Source organism: Microbacterium lacusdiani, from assembly GCF_054779895.1.
Window position 1 is genome coordinate 57,657 of record NZ_BAAGXJ010000021.1, and the last position, 13,493, is coordinate 71,149.

General features: G+C 71.7%; 16 protein-coding genes and 3 tRNA genes. 15 read left to right on the forward strand and 4 right to left on the reverse strand.

What is annotated here, in order from left to right; translation table 11 throughout:
• Positions 1-10: 10 nt before the first annotated feature.
• Together ACYVGN_RS10925 and ACYVGN_RS10930 are read right to left on the reverse strand one after the other, a co-directional pair.
• Positions 11-634 carry a GntR family transcriptional regulator gene (locus ACYVGN_RS10925; RefSeq protein ID WP_134745583.1) on the reverse strand — a complete coding sequence of 208 codons (624 nt, stop codon included), beginning with the start codon at positions 632-634 and terminating at the stop codon, positions 11-13.
• 8 nt (positions 635-642) lie between these two features.
• Positions 643-1,131, reverse strand: coding sequence for a YajQ family cyclic di-GMP-binding protein (locus ACYVGN_RS10930; protein ID WP_055992660.1), 489 nt, complete (start codon positions 1,129-1,131; stop codon positions 643-645).
• A gap of 68 nt (positions 1,132-1,199) precedes the next feature.
• Here ACYVGN_RS10930 and ACYVGN_RS10935 point away from each other — a divergent pair, with 68 nt between their 5' ends.
• The 10 genes from ACYVGN_RS10935 (at position 1,200) to ACYVGN_RS10980 (ending at position 8,008) form a co-directional block, all read left to right on the forward strand.
• A complete protein-coding gene (locus ACYVGN_RS10935) occupies positions 1,200-1,691 on the forward strand; it encodes an FBP domain-containing protein (RefSeq protein ID WP_460790752.1) in 492 nt (163 codons plus the stop codon).
• A 118-nt stretch (positions 1,692-1,809) separates the two neighbouring features.
• Positions 1,810-1,891 (forward strand) — tRNA-Tyr (locus ACYVGN_RS10940).
• Between the two features lie 168 nt (positions 1,892-2,059).
• Positions 2,060-3,085, forward strand: coding sequence for a hypothetical protein (locus ACYVGN_RS10945; RefSeq protein WP_460790754.1), 1,026 nt, complete (start codon positions 2,060-2,062; stop codon positions 3,083-3,085).
• A 22-nt stretch (positions 3,086-3,107) separates the two neighbouring features.
• Entirely contained in the window at positions 3,108-3,899 is a 792-nt protein-coding gene (locus ACYVGN_RS10950; RefSeq protein ID WP_460790756.1) for an inositol monophosphatase family protein, read from the forward strand.
• A gap of 178 nt (positions 3,900-4,077) precedes the next feature.
• Positions 4,078-5,328 (forward strand): M23 family metallopeptidase, encoded by a 1,251-nt coding sequence (locus ACYVGN_RS10955; RefSeq protein WP_460790758.1) that lies wholly within the window; start codon positions 4,078-4,080, stop codon positions 5,326-5,328.
• An 82-nt stretch (positions 5,329-5,410) separates the two neighbouring features.
• Positions 5,411-5,482 (forward strand) — tRNA-Thr (locus tag ACYVGN_RS10960).
• A 29-nt stretch (positions 5,483-5,511) separates the two neighbouring features.
• Positions 5,512-5,585, forward strand: a tRNA-Met gene (locus tag ACYVGN_RS10965).
• 124 nt (positions 5,586-5,709) lie between these two features.
• Entirely contained in the window at positions 5,710-6,309 is a 600-nt protein-coding gene (locus tag ACYVGN_RS10970) for a YceI family protein (protein ID WP_460790760.1), read from the forward strand.
• On the forward strand, positions 6,306-7,217 hold the full coding sequence (locus ACYVGN_RS10975) for an aldo/keto reductase (RefSeq protein ID WP_460790762.1): 912 nt from the start codon (positions 6,306-6,308) through the stop codon (positions 7,215-7,217). The genes ACYVGN_RS10970 and ACYVGN_RS10975 overlap by 4 nt, the downstream gene beginning before the upstream one ends.
• Before the next feature lie 8 nt (positions 7,218-7,225).
• Complete coding sequence (locus ACYVGN_RS10980) at positions 7,226-8,008, forward strand: thioesterase family protein (RefSeq protein WP_460790764.1); 783 nt, start codon at positions 7,226-7,228, stop codon at positions 8,006-8,008.
• Between the two features lie 9 nt (positions 8,009-8,017).
• Here ACYVGN_RS10980 and ACYVGN_RS10985 read toward each other — a convergent pair whose 3' ends face one another.
• A complete protein-coding gene (locus ACYVGN_RS10985) occupies positions 8,018-8,584 on the reverse strand; it encodes a hypothetical protein (RefSeq protein ID WP_460790765.1) in 567 nt (188 codons plus the stop codon).
• 13 nt (positions 8,585-8,597) lie between these two features.
• Entirely contained in the window at positions 8,598-9,746 is a 1,149-nt protein-coding gene (locus ACYVGN_RS10990; protein ID WP_460790767.1) for a zinc-dependent alcohol dehydrogenase, read from the reverse strand.
• Between the two features lie 168 nt (positions 9,747-9,914).
• On the opposite strand from ACYVGN_RS10990, the gene ACYVGN_RS10995 reads away from it, so the two are divergent.
• From ACYVGN_RS10995 to ACYVGN_RS11015, 5 genes are read left to right on the forward strand one after another with little or no spacing between them, the layout of a single operon-like run.
• On the forward strand, positions 9,915-10,715 hold the full coding sequence (locus ACYVGN_RS10995; RefSeq protein ID WP_460790769.1) for a sulfite exporter TauE/SafE family protein: 801 nt from the start codon (positions 9,915-9,917) through the stop codon (positions 10,713-10,715).
• Between the two features lie 48 nt (positions 10,716-10,763).
• Complete coding sequence (locus ACYVGN_RS11000; RefSeq protein WP_134745573.1) at positions 10,764-11,210, forward strand: FAS1-like dehydratase domain-containing protein; 447 nt, start codon at positions 10,764-10,766, stop codon at positions 11,208-11,210.
• Entirely contained in the window at positions 11,207-11,620 is a 414-nt protein-coding gene (locus ACYVGN_RS11005; protein ID WP_055992701.1) for a MaoC/PaaZ C-terminal domain-containing protein, read from the forward strand. The genes ACYVGN_RS11000 and ACYVGN_RS11005 overlap by 4 nt, the downstream gene beginning before the upstream one ends.
• A 5-nt stretch (positions 11,621-11,625) precedes the next feature.
• Positions 11,626-12,762: a UDP-N-acetylmuramate dehydrogenase gene (locus tag ACYVGN_RS11010; protein WP_055992851.1), complete on the forward strand. Its 1,137-nt coding sequence runs from the start codon at positions 11,626-11,628 to the stop codon at positions 12,760-12,762.
• 5 nt (positions 12,763-12,767) lie between these two features.
• Positions 12,768-13,469 (forward strand): FadR/GntR family transcriptional regulator, encoded by a 702-nt coding sequence (locus tag ACYVGN_RS11015; protein ID WP_460790771.1) that lies wholly within the window; start codon positions 12,768-12,770, stop codon positions 13,467-13,469.
• Positions 13,470-13,493 lie beyond the last annotated feature (24 nt).

Here is a 13,493-nt window from a genome sequence, read left to right on the forward strand (position 1 = left end):
CCGTCCGGGCTCAGCGGCCGAACTGGGCGCGCACCAGGCGCTCGGCGGCGCCCGCGTCGCGCGAGACGAGCGCCTCGCGCAGCTCCGCGTAGTTCTCGCGCAGCTCGTCGTCGCCCAGCACGGGCCCGATGTGGTTGAGGTTGCGCTCGAGCGCCACGTCGAGGTCGTCGAGATGCTGGCTGTAGACGCTCTGCGGCAGGGTCGACGCGATGTACCGCGAGAAGGCGATCCGCGCCGCGATCGACGTCTCGGTGTCGCCGAGCGCGTCGGCCATGCCGTCGAGCAGCTCGAGTGCACGGGTGCGCTCGTCGTCCGTGAGCCGCGTCGCGGCGATGTGGATGTCGTTGCCGAGCTTGTAGGCCGCGTACGCCATCGAGTGGCGGATGACCTCCTCGGTCACCTCGGTCACCCGCGTGTAGCGGCTCGGCATCATCTCGACGAGCCCGATGCGCTCGAGGCGCTGCAGCGCCTCCCGCACGGGCATGCGCGAGACCTGCAGCTGCTCGGCGAGCTCGGCGTCGCGGATGCGCTCGCCGGGGTCGAGCTGGCCCTCGATGATCGCGCGGCTCAGATGCTGGAAGACGGCGTCCGCCAGCAGACGCTTGCCCGAGTCGATCGGTGCGAACCCGTCCATCCGAATCCTCAGCGGTAGTTGATGAACTGGAGGTCGATGTCGAGGTCGGCCGCCTTCAGCAGGCGGATGACCTCCTGCAGGTCGTCGCGGCTCTTGCTCGAGACGCGCAGCTCGTCGCCCTGGATCTGCGACTTGACGCCCTTGGGCCCCTCGTCGCGGATGATCTTGCCGATCTTCTTGGCGTTCTCCTGCGAGATGCCGTCCTTGAGGCTGGAGACGAGCTTGAACTCCTTGCCGCTGGCGGTCGGCTCGCCTGAGTCGAGGCTCTTGAGCGAGATGCCCCGCTTGATGAGCTTGGACTGGAACACGTCGAGCACGGCCTTGGCCCGCTCCTCGCTGTTGGCGGTGATCAGGATCTGCTCGCCGCTCCACGCGATCGAGGCTCCGGTCCCCTTGAAGTCGTAGCGCTGCTCGACCTCCTTGCGGGCCTGGTTGAGGGCGTTGTCCGCCTCCTGCTTGTCAACCTTGCTGACGATGTCGAAGCTGCTGTCGGCCATGCGGGCCAGCCTACTGCGCGCGCTTCGTAGACTGCTGGGCGAAAGCCATCCGACATCGGGGAGGTCGTATGCGCCCGCTCACCGAATCCGAGCTGCGCGGCTCGTTCGTCAACGCCGATCCGGCGGACGTCGCCCTCATGGCCCTGCCGCACGACTTCGTGCTGACCGAATGGGACCACCTCGACTTCCTCGCCTGGCGCGATCCCCGCTCGCGGGGCCGCGGCTACATCGTCGCGGAGGTCGACGGCACCCCGACCGGCGTGCTGCTGCGCGCGGCCGAGGGATCGTCCCGCGCCCGGTCGGCCTTCTGCAACATCTGCCGCACCATGCAGCCGGGCAACCAGGTCTCGCTGTTCACGGCCCGCAAGGCCGGCACGGCGGGCGCGCACGGCGACAGCGTCGGCACCTACATGTGCGCCGATCTGTCGTGCCACGAGAACGTCCGCCTCGCCATGCCTCTCGCGCCGAACGAGTACCGGGGCAGCGTGGACATGAAGATCGACGGCACCAAGCGCCGCACGCGCGAGTTCGTGGCCCGCGTCCTGGAGACGGCGGCCTGATCGGCGCCCCGGTGGCCGCCGCGCCCGGTCGCACGGCACGATTTCGACCCTGCGCCGTGTGCGGGTAATATGGACGCTTGCGCCTCCGGTTGTCTGGAAAAGTCGGTCGGGTGCGCATGGCAAGTTGCCCGAGCGGCCAAAGGGAGCTGACTGTAAATCAGCCGCGTAATGCTTCGGGGGTTCGAATCCCTCACTTGCCACCGGATGGACGAAGGCCGACCCGCACGGGTCGGCCTTCGTCGTTCCCGGGAGAGCCTGCTTCCGCGGTCGCGCGCGACGTGTCCTCCGAAAGGCCCGGTGTGCGGGAGAGGGTCCGCGTGCCAGGATGACTGCGCGGGCCGTGGGGGCGCGCGAGAAGGGGGATCTCCATGTCGACTCCGCACGCGGGCGCACCGCAGGACCGGCCGGCACCGCAGCCGGCGCCGGGAACGGCGCCGGAGGGAACGGCGCCGGCTCAGGAGAAGATGCCGCTGATGCTCCGCGGCGCCATCTGGGTCGCGATCGGCGCGCTCATCGCGGCCGCCCTGGTCTGCGTCGTGTGGGTCCTGATCGGCGACCAGAACGGGCTGATCGGCAAAGCGTTCCTGACGATCCTGCTGCTGGCCGCGTTCGCCGGCGTCGCGCTGCTGGACGCCAACCTCGCGGCACGCCGCCCCAGCTGGCTCGTGATCGCCAGCATGGCGACGTGGGTGATCGCCCTGCTGGTCGGCGCGGTCAAGATCTGGTCGCCCGAGCATGTCGACGAGTACGGGTACGCCTCGTACGAGCCGGTCGAGCGGCTCTGGCACCTCATCCTCACGATCGGCGTCCTGCAGCTCGCGCTGCTGCACCAGCGGCTGTTCTGGCGCGCCCACGCGCGCTACGTCACCACGTTCACGCGCGCGATCGCCCTCGTGACCTCGGCGCTGCTCGGGATCCTCGTGCTGCTGCTCGTGTTCTACCTGGCGTTCCCCGATGCGTTCGACTACCCGGAGCTGTACTGGCGGTTCGTCGTCGCCCTGGCGATCCTGGTCGCGGTCGGAACGACGCTCATCCCGCTGCTGAATGCGCTGTTCGCCCCGCGACCCCGGCCCGTCGCTCCGCACGGCGTCGCGGGCGCCGGATTCGTCCCGCCGGCCGCGCCCGTCCTTCAGTGGCCGACCTACGCCGACGGCCGCACCCCGCTGCCCGTGCTGCCCGACGGCTCGCCGGACTGGAACGCGTACTACACGGGCGTGCCGTCGGTGCCGCAGGCGCCCATGGCGCCGCACGCCGCGCCGCCGCAGGCGGCTCCCGCCCCGCAGGGACAGCCCGCGCCGGGTCCCGGCTCGCACGCGGCCCCGCCGGCGCCGCCGCTCCCGCCGCAGGCGCCCGGGTACCCCGAACAGCCTCCGACCGTTCAGCCGCCGCGCTGACCGGCGGCGATAGCGTGGGGGCATGACGACGCCCCTCGAGCTGCACGACATCGCCCTCGAGATCGCGACGGAGGCGGGCGAGCTCGCCCGGCGCCGCCGCAGCGAGGGGGTGTCCATCGCCGCGAGCAAGTCGACCATCGCCGACATCGTCACCGAGGCCGACCGCGAGGTCGAGGCGCTCATCCGCGACCGGCTGGCGCAGGCGCGCCCGGATGACGGATTCCTGGGCGAGGAGTCCGGGGACTCGGGCGGGACCAGCGGAGTGACCTGGATCGTGGATCCGATCGACGGCACGGTCAACTACGCCTTCGGCATGCCGTCGTACGCCGTGAGCATCGCGGCGGTCGAGGGGTCGGTGCATCCGGGGGAGTGGCGCGCCCTCGCCGGAGTGGTCCACGCGCCCGCGCTCGGCGAGACCTTCCGCGCGGCGGCGGGCGAGGGCGCCTGGCTGGGAGAGGAGCGCCTGGCCGTGACCGAGCACACCCCGGCGGGCGCGCTGATCGCGACCGGCCTGGGCTACGACCAGAGCACGCACGCCGGCGACCTCGAGGTGCTGTCGCGGGTCATGCCGCTCGCGCGCGACATCCGTCGGATCGGCGCCGCCTCGCTCGACCTCGCCTTCGTGGCCGCCGGTCGGCTTGACGGGTACTTCGAGCGCGGGCTCCAGCCGTGGGACCTGGCCGCCGGCCGGCTGCTCGTCGATGAGGCCGGGGGACGCACCGGATGGTTCGAGCCCGACGAGCACGGACGGGCGCTGACGATCGTCGCCGGACCGGAGCTCTACGAGCAGCTGCGGGCGCGCATCCTGGGCTGATCAGCCGGCCCGCCTCTCCACAGGCCCGCTGGGTGGGTTCCCGCCACGTGGCGTTTTCAGCCGGAACCCGATAGTGTTTATCCAATCGTTACTCTGTCCACCCGAGACGGGGCAGCGGTTCCCATCCCGTGCAGGCGCGCCGTCCTCCCCGTTCGCGGCGCCTACCGAAAGATCCTCTGTGCCCTTCGACGTCCCCTCGGCTGAGCCCGCGCCCACGCGCCGCTCTCGCCGCGTCGCAGATGCGCGCCCCGTAACCCAGGCGCCGCTGACGCGCCGCCAGCTGCGCGCGCTCGGCGCCGACGCGGCGCACCGCGCTCCTGAGACCCTCTCCGACCTGCCTGCCGTGCCCGCGCCCGCGGCCCCGGTGCGGCACATCCGTTTCGAGGCGGATGCCGAGCCCGCGGCCGCCGAGAAGGCGGAGCCCGAGGCCATCGCCGAGACGGTGACCCGCGCCGAGGCGCAGGCCGCCGAGAAGCCGCTGCCGGAGGACCCGGTCGACCTGTTCATCGAGGCCGCGCGCGCCCTGAACTTCACGGGTGAGACGCCGGTCGCGTCCCCTGAGCCGGACCTCACCGCCGAGTCCGAGCCCCGGACCGGCGCCCACCACGTCGCGCGCCGCCCCTCGGCCTTCCGTCGCGTGGCGACCGTCGCCGCCTCGATCAGCGCGTTCGGCGTCGTCGGCCTGCTTGCCGTGGGCATGACCACGCCGATCACCGCGCTCGCAGCGGACGTGGATGTCGCCGCGGCCACCACCTCGATCAGCGCATCCGGCGCCGAGGAGGCGGCCGAGGAGGAGATCCAGGCCTTCGTCGCGCCCGCCGAGGTGAAGAACGCGCAGATCGAGCGCGCCAGCGGCTACGAGACCGCGACCTTCGCCGAGCTCGCGGCCGTGACGGGCATCAACACCGCCAACGCGGTGTACGTCAACGACCCGACCGCCGACATCCAGTGGCCGATCGTGCTCGGCACGAGCATGTCGTCGGCCTTCGGTCAGCGCTGGGGCCGCCTGCACGAGGGCATCGACTTCACGCCCGGCAACGGCGCCCCGATCCAGGCCATCGCAGACGGCACGGTCCGCGTCGCGACGGAGGCCGGCGGCGCGTACGGCGTGCACGTGTACATCGACCACGTCATCGACGGCCAGGTCATCTCGAGCCACTACGCGCACATGCAGTACGGCTCGCTCAACGTGGTCCCCGGCCAGCAGGTCGAGGTCGGCGACGTCCTCGGCGTCGTCGGAAACACGGGCCGCTCGTTCGGCGCGCACCTGCACTTCGAGCTGCGTCTGCCGGGCGGTCAGGCCATCGACCCGATGCCGTGGCTCAAGGAGCACGCCGGCACGCACTACCCGAAGGGCCAGGTCGAGGAGACCGTCGGCGAGGCCGCGGACGCCGCACAGGACGCGGCCGAGGGGGTCGCCGGCGAGTGAGACTCGCGCGGGCGCGCACTCGGTTTCGAGGACGGGCCCGGAGGGTGATATCCTCTTCTGGTTGCCCCGATGCGGGCAGCACGCCCCGATAGCTCAGTGGCAGAGCACTTCCATGGTAAGGAAGGGGTCGTCAGTTCAATCCTGACTCGGGGCTCTCAGCATCTCGGCGACCGGGATGCGGATGGCAGGGTAGCTCAGTTGGTGAGAGCGCACGACTCATAATCGTGAGGTCGCGGGTTCAAGCCCCGCTCCTGCTACAGAACGAAAGAAGCGCTCCTCCGGGGCGCTTCTTTCGTTTTGAGCGGGTTCTCGCTCGGGGATGCCTCGCGGCGTTGGGGCGACGTGCTGACGATCCGCACGGACTCTCACCCGAGGAGAACCATGACTGCTCTCGATGCCTCCATGAACGGCGACTGGCTGTTCGATCGCGACCACACGCGCGTCGGCTTCTCGGCCCGGCACGCGATGGTCACCAAGGTCCGCGGTGCGTTCAACGACGTCGACGGGAGGATCCACGTGGATGTGGACCACCCCGAGAACTCCTGGGTCGAGGTGCGCGTCCAGGTCGCCAGCATCGACACCCGCAGCGCCCAGCGCGACGAGCACCTGCGCAGCGCCGACTTCTTCGACGCCGAGACGTACCCCGAGATCGTGTTCCGCAGCACGGCCGAGGACGAGGTCGACGAGAACGCACTCAACGTGATCGGCGACCTCACGATCCGCGACATCACGCGCCAGGTCTCACGATCCCGCTGTCGTTCACGGGGATCGAGCGCGACCCGTTCGGCAACCTCCGCGCGGGCTTCGAGGGCACGCGCCGCCTGGACCGCCGCGACTTCGGCCTCGAGTGGAACGCGGCGCTCGACACCGGCGGCGTGCTCGTCTCCGAGAAGATCACGCTCGAGTTCGAGTTCTCGGCCATCAAGGCCGAGGAGGCCGTCGAGGGCTGATCCGCCGTCGCTGGTAGCGTGCCGAGCATGACGGACCTGCCCCTCCGCCGGCTCGGCCGCACCGACCTGATGGTCGCGCCCGTCACGCTCGGCGCCTCATCGCTCGGCAAGCGCGCCGACGTGGATCCGCTCGCGATGGCGGAGGCCATGCTGTCGTCCCCATTCGCGGTCGTGGACACGTCGAACAACTACGCCGGCGGCGAGAGCGAGCGCGCCCTGGGCCGCGCCCTCGCCGCCCGCGGGGGTCTCGCCCCGGGCCACAGCATCGTCACGAAGGCCGACGTCGGGCTCGACGGCCGGTTCGACCGCGACCGGGTCTGGCGCTCGTTCGAGGAGAGCGTCGAGCGACTCGGCGTCGAGCGCCTGCCGCTGCTGCACCTGCACGACCCGTGGGTCATCAGCGTCGAAGAGGCCTTCGCACCCGGCGGCGCCGTGCAGGGCATGACGGAGCTGCGCGAGCAGGGCCTGGTGGGTGCGATCGGCATCGCGGTCGGCGAGCTGAGCCTCGAGACCGTGTACGTGCGCTCCGGGGTGTTCGACGCCGTGCTGACCCACAACCGGTACACGCTCGTCGACCGCAGCGCAGAGCGCCTCATCGCCGACGCCACAGACCTCGGCATGGGCGTCTTCAACGCCGCGCCGTTCGGCAGCGGCATCCTGGCGGGCACCGGCACGCGCTATGCGTACGCCGAGGCGCCCGAGGAGCTGCAGCGGTGGATCGCGCGGCTGCGTGAGCTGTGCGGGGAGTGGGACCTGCCCGTCCCGGCGGTCGCGCTGCACTTCTCGCTGCGCGAACCGCGCATCCACTCCACCGTCGTGGGCGTGGGCCGTCCCGAGCGGATCGCCCAGCTCCTGGAGCTCTCCGCGACGGCCGTCCCGGACGAGTTCTGGCCCGAGCTCGACCGCCTCGGCACGCCGCCGTCGCCGATCACCGACTGAGCGGTGTCATGGCCGAGACCTCCGCCTACTGGATCCCCGAGACCGACGCGCGCTTCGTGCCCACGGCGCATGTGAGCGGCGCTTGGAACCCCGACGAGCAGCACGTCGCGCCGGCCATCGGACTGCTGACCCACGCGATCGAGCGGGACCGCGACGCGCGCCGCGCCGACGACCTCCGGATCACCCGGCTCGCGGTCGACGTCCTGGGGGTCCTCCGGCTCGAGCCGGTCGAGATCGCCGTCACCGTGCTGCGCACGGGACGCACGATCGAGCTCGTCGAGGCGAGGCTCGCCCAGGACGGGCGCCCCGCCCTCATCGCTCGGGCCTGGCTGGCGGCGGTCTTCGACACGGCGGCGATCTCGGGCACGGCGTTCCCGCCCGTGCCGGCGCGGGACGCCCTCTCGGCGTGGGACCCCGGCGCGGTGTGGCCCGGCGGCTTCGTCCGCTCCCTCGAGGCGCGGCGCGCGCAGGAGGGGCAGGGGCGCGGCGTCACCTGGCTGCGTCCGGTCGTGGGCGTGATCGACGGTCGGGAGGTGAGCCCCACCGCGCGGATCATGGCCATGATCGACGTGGCGAACGGGCTCATGGCGCGGGTGGGCCCCGACGTCGCGATCTTCCCCAGCCTGGACTTCGCGGCGCACCTGCTGCGGGAGCCCGAGGGGGAGTGGGTCGCGTGCGACACCACCGCGTCGTTCGGGCCCCGAGGCGCCGGCCTCACGCACAGCGTCCTGCACGACGACCGCGGCCCCTTCGGGACGCTCGCGCAGACCCTCACCGTCCGCCCGCGCTGACCGCGGCGGTCAGCGTCGGGAGGCGACCCGGCGGACCAGCGAGACGACCCCCCACGCGGCGAGCACCCAGGGCCCGGCGACGATGAGCGGGTCCATCCAGTGGTGCTTCACGTCGACGCGACCTCGCCCGAGGCGCGATGCGAGCCCGTGCCGCGTGCGCTCGGCCTCGATCCCCGACTCTGTCACGGGGTCGTCGGGCCGTCCCCTGACGAGGGAGACGAGGTGGCTCTCGACCGCGTCGATCCGGTCGCCGAGCAGGAGCAGCAGCCAGTGGGCCGCGCGCGCCTCGCTGAACCGGTAGGCGTATCGCCGGACGACGCCCGACAGCCCATGCAACGGCACCGCGGTGCCGAAGACGGGGGTCAGACGCGCATGCTCGATGGAGCGCTCGCGGGGGACCAGCTCAGGCTGCTGCTCCGGCTCCTCCCAGTGGGCGCCCGTCGCGTTCGGGTCGTATCGGAGCTTCGGGTGCGCCGGGCGGTCGGCCGGATCGAGATCGGCTCCCCATCCGGGGATGCGGTCGCGCAGCTCCTCCGGCGACCGCGTGTGCGTCGGATCCTTCGCGGTGTACGGCATGCGGTGCTCCTCTCTAGGCCGCGTTCGGGATGATGACGGGCTTGATGCAGCCGTCGAGCTTGGCCGAGAACAGGTGGTAGGCCTCGGCGATGTCGTCGAGGGGGATGCGGTGCGTGATGATCTCGCTCGGCTTCAGATAGCCGTGCCTGATGTGCTCCAGCAGCCGCGGCCACTGCCGCTTCACCGGGCACTGGTTCATCCGCAGCGTCAGGCCCTTGTTGAACGCGTCGCCGAACTTCACGGCCGAGAACATCGGACCGTAGGCGCCCATGACGGACACGTTGCCGCCCTTGCGGACGGAGTCGATGGCCCAGTTCAGCGCGACGGGCGATCCGCCCTGCAGCTTGAGCTTCGCGGCCGTGATGGGCTGCGCGAGGGAGCCGTCGGCCTCGGCCCCGACCGCGTCGATGGCCACGTCGGCCCCGAGGTGGTCGGTCGCCTTCTTCAGCGCCACGACCACGTCGTCGTGCTCGGCGAAGTCCAGCGTCTCGGCGAACGCGAACTCCCGCGCCTTCTCCAGGCGGTAGTCGAGGTGGTCGACCACGATCACGCGACCGGCGCCCATCAGCCACGACGACCTCGCCGCGAACAGGCCCACCGGCCCCGCCCCGAACACCACGACCGTGTCGCCCTCCGCGATCTCGCCCAGCTGCGCTCCGAAGTACCCCGTCGCGAGAGCATCCGTCATCAGGAGCGCGTCGTCATCGTCCAGCCAGTCCGGGATCGTGCTGGGCCCGACATCCGCGAAGGGCACGCGCACGAACTCGGCCTGCCCGCCGTCGTAGCCTCCGCACGTGTGCGAGTAGCCGTAGATCCCGCCGATCGCGGTGGCGTTCGGATTGACGTTGTGGCAGTTCGAGTACAGGCCCCGCGAGCAGAACCAGCACGAGCCGCAGTACACGTTGAACGGCACCATCACGCGGTCGCCGGCCTTCAGGCTCTCGACCGACGGGCCGACCTCGTGGACCACCCCGATGAACTCGTGACCGAACGTCGTCCCGACGCGGGTGTCGGGCATCATGCCGTGGTAGAGGTGCAGGTCCGAGCCGCAGATGGCCGCCCGCGTGACCCGCACGATCGCGTCGTTCGGGTGCTCGACCGCCGGGATGTCCTTCTCCTCGACCCTGACCTTGTACGGGCCGCGATAGACCATCGCCTTCATGGGGGCTCCTCTCTGCGGATCGCGTGTCGCGCCAGGGTCACATCGCGGTTCCGGACGGCTCAAGTGCTTGCCTTCGCGGCCGGGATGTGCCACACGTCCGGGCATCCGTTCCCCTGCGGGACGCGGGAGGGGCCGCGACGCGCGATACCGTGGAACAGTGATCGAGGCATGATCGGCGCGCTGAGCGCCCGTGGTCCCCGGGTCATCGTCGTGTTCGTGGCGATCGGCCTCCTCTCCGGATTCCTCTCGGGGCTCTTCGGCGTCGGGGGCGGCACGGTGATCGTCCCGCTGCTGGTCATGCTGGCCGCGTTCGGGCAGAAGCTTGCGTCGGGGACGTCGTCGGCGGCCATCATCCCGACCGCGGCGGTGGGCGTCATCGCGTACGCCGTCAACGGGGACGTCGACTGGATCGCCGCGCTGCTGCTCGCGGCGGGCGCGGTCGTGGGCGCCCAGGTGGGCACCCGGCTGCTGCACCGCCTGTCCGAGCCCGTGCTGCGATGGTTCTTCGTCGGCTTCTTGATCGTGGTGATGATCAGCCTGTTCGTCATCATCCCGTCGCGCGACGCCGAGCTGGTTCTCACGTTCTGGGCCGGTGCCGCGCTCGTGCTGACGGGCCTGGTCACGGGCGTCCTGTCGGGTCTGATCGGCGTCGGCGGCGGCATCGTCGTGGTGCCGGTGCTGATCCTGCTGTTCGGCGCCAGCGACCTGGTCGCCAAGGGCACGTCGCTGCTCATGATGATCCCGACCACCATGTCGGGCACCATCGGCAACATCCGCCACAAGAACGTCGATCTGGTCGCCGGGCTCTGCATCGGCGTCACGGCATGCGTCACCGCGCCCCTCGGCACCCTGGTCGCGAACGTGATCGACCCGCAGGTCGCGAACATCCTGTTCGTGATCTTCCTCGTCGTGATCACGGCTCAGATGACCCAGCGCGCGATCCGCGCGTCCCGCAAGCCGAAGGAGTGAGCCCGGCCGGTCGACGGCCCGGTCAGGGGCGGTCGATAGGATGAGCCGGTGCCAGTGAATCCCGAACTGCTCGGTCGCGCGTTCCCGCCGACCGCGCCGTACCTCGTCGGACGCGAGAAGGTGCGCGAGTTCGCGCGCGCCGTGTTCGCCGAGGACGCCCAGCACCACGACCCCGAGGCCGCCCGCGCGCTCGGCTACGGCGACGTCGTCGCCCCGCCGACGTTCGCGATGGTGATCCAGGACATGACGCTGCAGCAGCTGCTCGCCGAGCCCGACTCGGGCATCGCGCTGGAGCGCACGATCCACGCGCAGCAGAGCTTCCGCTACACGCGGCCGATCGTCGCCGGCGACGAGCTCACGGGGCAGCTGACCGTCACGGGCCTGCGGGCCATGGGGCAGGGCGCCATGGTCACGAGCGAGGCCGAGATCACCGACGCGGACGGCGCGCACGTCGTCACCGCGACCTCGGTGCTGCTGATCGGGGGAGAGGAATGAGCGCGCTCGACGCCATCCAGGTCGGCGACGTCGTCGCCGAGCGCACGGTGCACCTCACGCGCGAGTCGCTCGTGCGGTACGCGGGCGCTTCCGGCGACTTCAACCCGATCCACTACCGCGACGACGTGGCCGAGCGCGTGGGCCTGCCCGGCGTGCTCGCGCACGGCATGCTCACCATGGGCCTCGCGGTCGAGACGATCGTCCCGTGGCTCGGCGACGCCGGCCGGATCGTCGAGTACGGCGTGCGCTTCACGCGCCCGGTCGTGGTCGACCCGGAGGACGGCGCCGACGTCGCCGTCACGGCGAAGGTCGGCGAGGTCGCCGAGGGCACCGCGCGCATCGACCTCACCGTGACCCACGCCGGCACCTCCGTGCTCGGCAAGGCGCAGGTGCGGGTCCGCACCGCGTGACGTCGATGCCCGAGATCGAGCCGATCCCGCTGCGCAGCCTCACCACCCTGCGCGTCGGCGCTACGCCCGCGCGCATGATCGACGCCCGCACGCAGGACGAGCTCGTCGCGGCCCTCCGCGACGTGTGGGCCGACGGCGGCCCGTGGTTCGTGCTCGGCGGCGGATCCAACCTTCTGCCGGGCGACGAGCCGTTCCCCGGCACGGTGATCCGGATCCTCACCTCGGGCTTCGAGGTCGTCCCCGGCGCACCGGCCGGCTCCGTGCGCCTGCGCGTGCAGGCCGGCCAGAACTGGGACGAGCTCGTCGCCTGGACCGTCGCGCAGGGGCTGTCGGGCATCGAGGCGATGTCGGGCATCCCGGGCACCGCCGGCGCGGCGCCCATCCAGAACGTGGGCGCGTACGGCCAGGAGATCGTCCAGACGCTCGTCGAGGTGGAGCTGATCGACGAGGAGACCGGCGAGGTCTCCACCGTGCCGGCGTCCGAGCTGGGCCTCGGCCCGCGGACCTCGGTGCTGAAGCAGCACTACGGCTCCACCGCCGAGCGCTCCGCCGTCGTCCTGTCGCTCACGCTCGACCTGGTGCACGTCGGTCACGGGCCGCGCCCGATCGAGGACGCGCGCCTGCGCTCGGCGCTCGGTCTGTCGACCGACGACGCGGTGTCCGTGCAGTGGATCCGCGACACCGTGATCACGACCCGCCGCGGCAAGGGGATGGTGCTCGACGACCCGGATCCCGACACGCACAGCGCCGGGTCGTTCTTCAACAACCCGATCGTGGACGAGCACGTCGCGCGCACGCTCCCCGCGGAGTGCCCGCGGTGGCCCATGACGCCGCAGCTCGACACGGTCGCGGTCATCCCGCTGTCCGCGTACGAGGGCTTCGTGCCGCCTCGTCCGCCGCAGGAGACGCTCGTCAAGGTCAGCGCCGCCTGGCTGATCGAGCACTCGGGGCTCGGCAAGGGCTTCCACCTGCCGCGCTCGCGCGCCTCGCTCTCGACCAAGCACACGCTCGCGCTCACCAACCGGGGCGGCGCGACCGCCGGCGAGATCGCGGAGCTGGCGCGCTTCGTGCAGAGCCGGGTGGCAGCGGAGTACGGCATCGTCCTGCAGCCGGAGCCGGTGCTCGTCGGCGTCGAGCTCTGACGGCCATGGCGAAGGTGTCCCGCACGCGCGAGGTGGTCGACCGGCTGCTCGACGCGATCATCGCGGGCGAGCTGCGGGCCAGCGAGCAGCTGCCGCCGGAGGGCGACATCGCGGCGCAGCTCGGGGTGTCGCGGCTCACCGTGCGGGAGGCCGTGCGCCTGCTGCAGGCGCAGGGCGTGATCGTTCAGGTGCCGGGCAGCAGGCACCGGATCGCTCCGGCGTCGGAGTGGACCGGACTGGAGGCCGTCGTGCGGCACGCCCGCACGGAGGGCGCGCGCGAGCGCTCCTCGCTCGAGCTGCTCGAGGTGCGCGTCATGATCGAGACGGGCGCGGCGCAGCTCGCCGCGGAGCGCCGTTCGGCGGACGATCTCGAGGCGCTGCGCGCCGACCTCGAGCGGATGCGGCGGGCCCACGCGGACGGGGACGTCGACGCGTTCGTGGCGGCCGATCTCGACTTCCACGACGTCATCCTGCGCGCCGCCGACAACCGCATCCTGCTGGCCACCATGCGCCCGCTCACCTCGATGCTCGAGGCCACGCGCGCTGAGACCAGCGCCGTGCTCGACATCCGCGAGCACGCGATCGCCGAGCACGCCGCCGTGCTGGACGCGCTGGCGACCGGCGACCCGCTGGCCGCCCGGGACGCGATGGCGAGCCACATGCGCCAGACGCGCGACGATCTGCTGCGTTTCGTGCACCAGCACTGACACGGCCCGGGCCGCTCGGCCGGT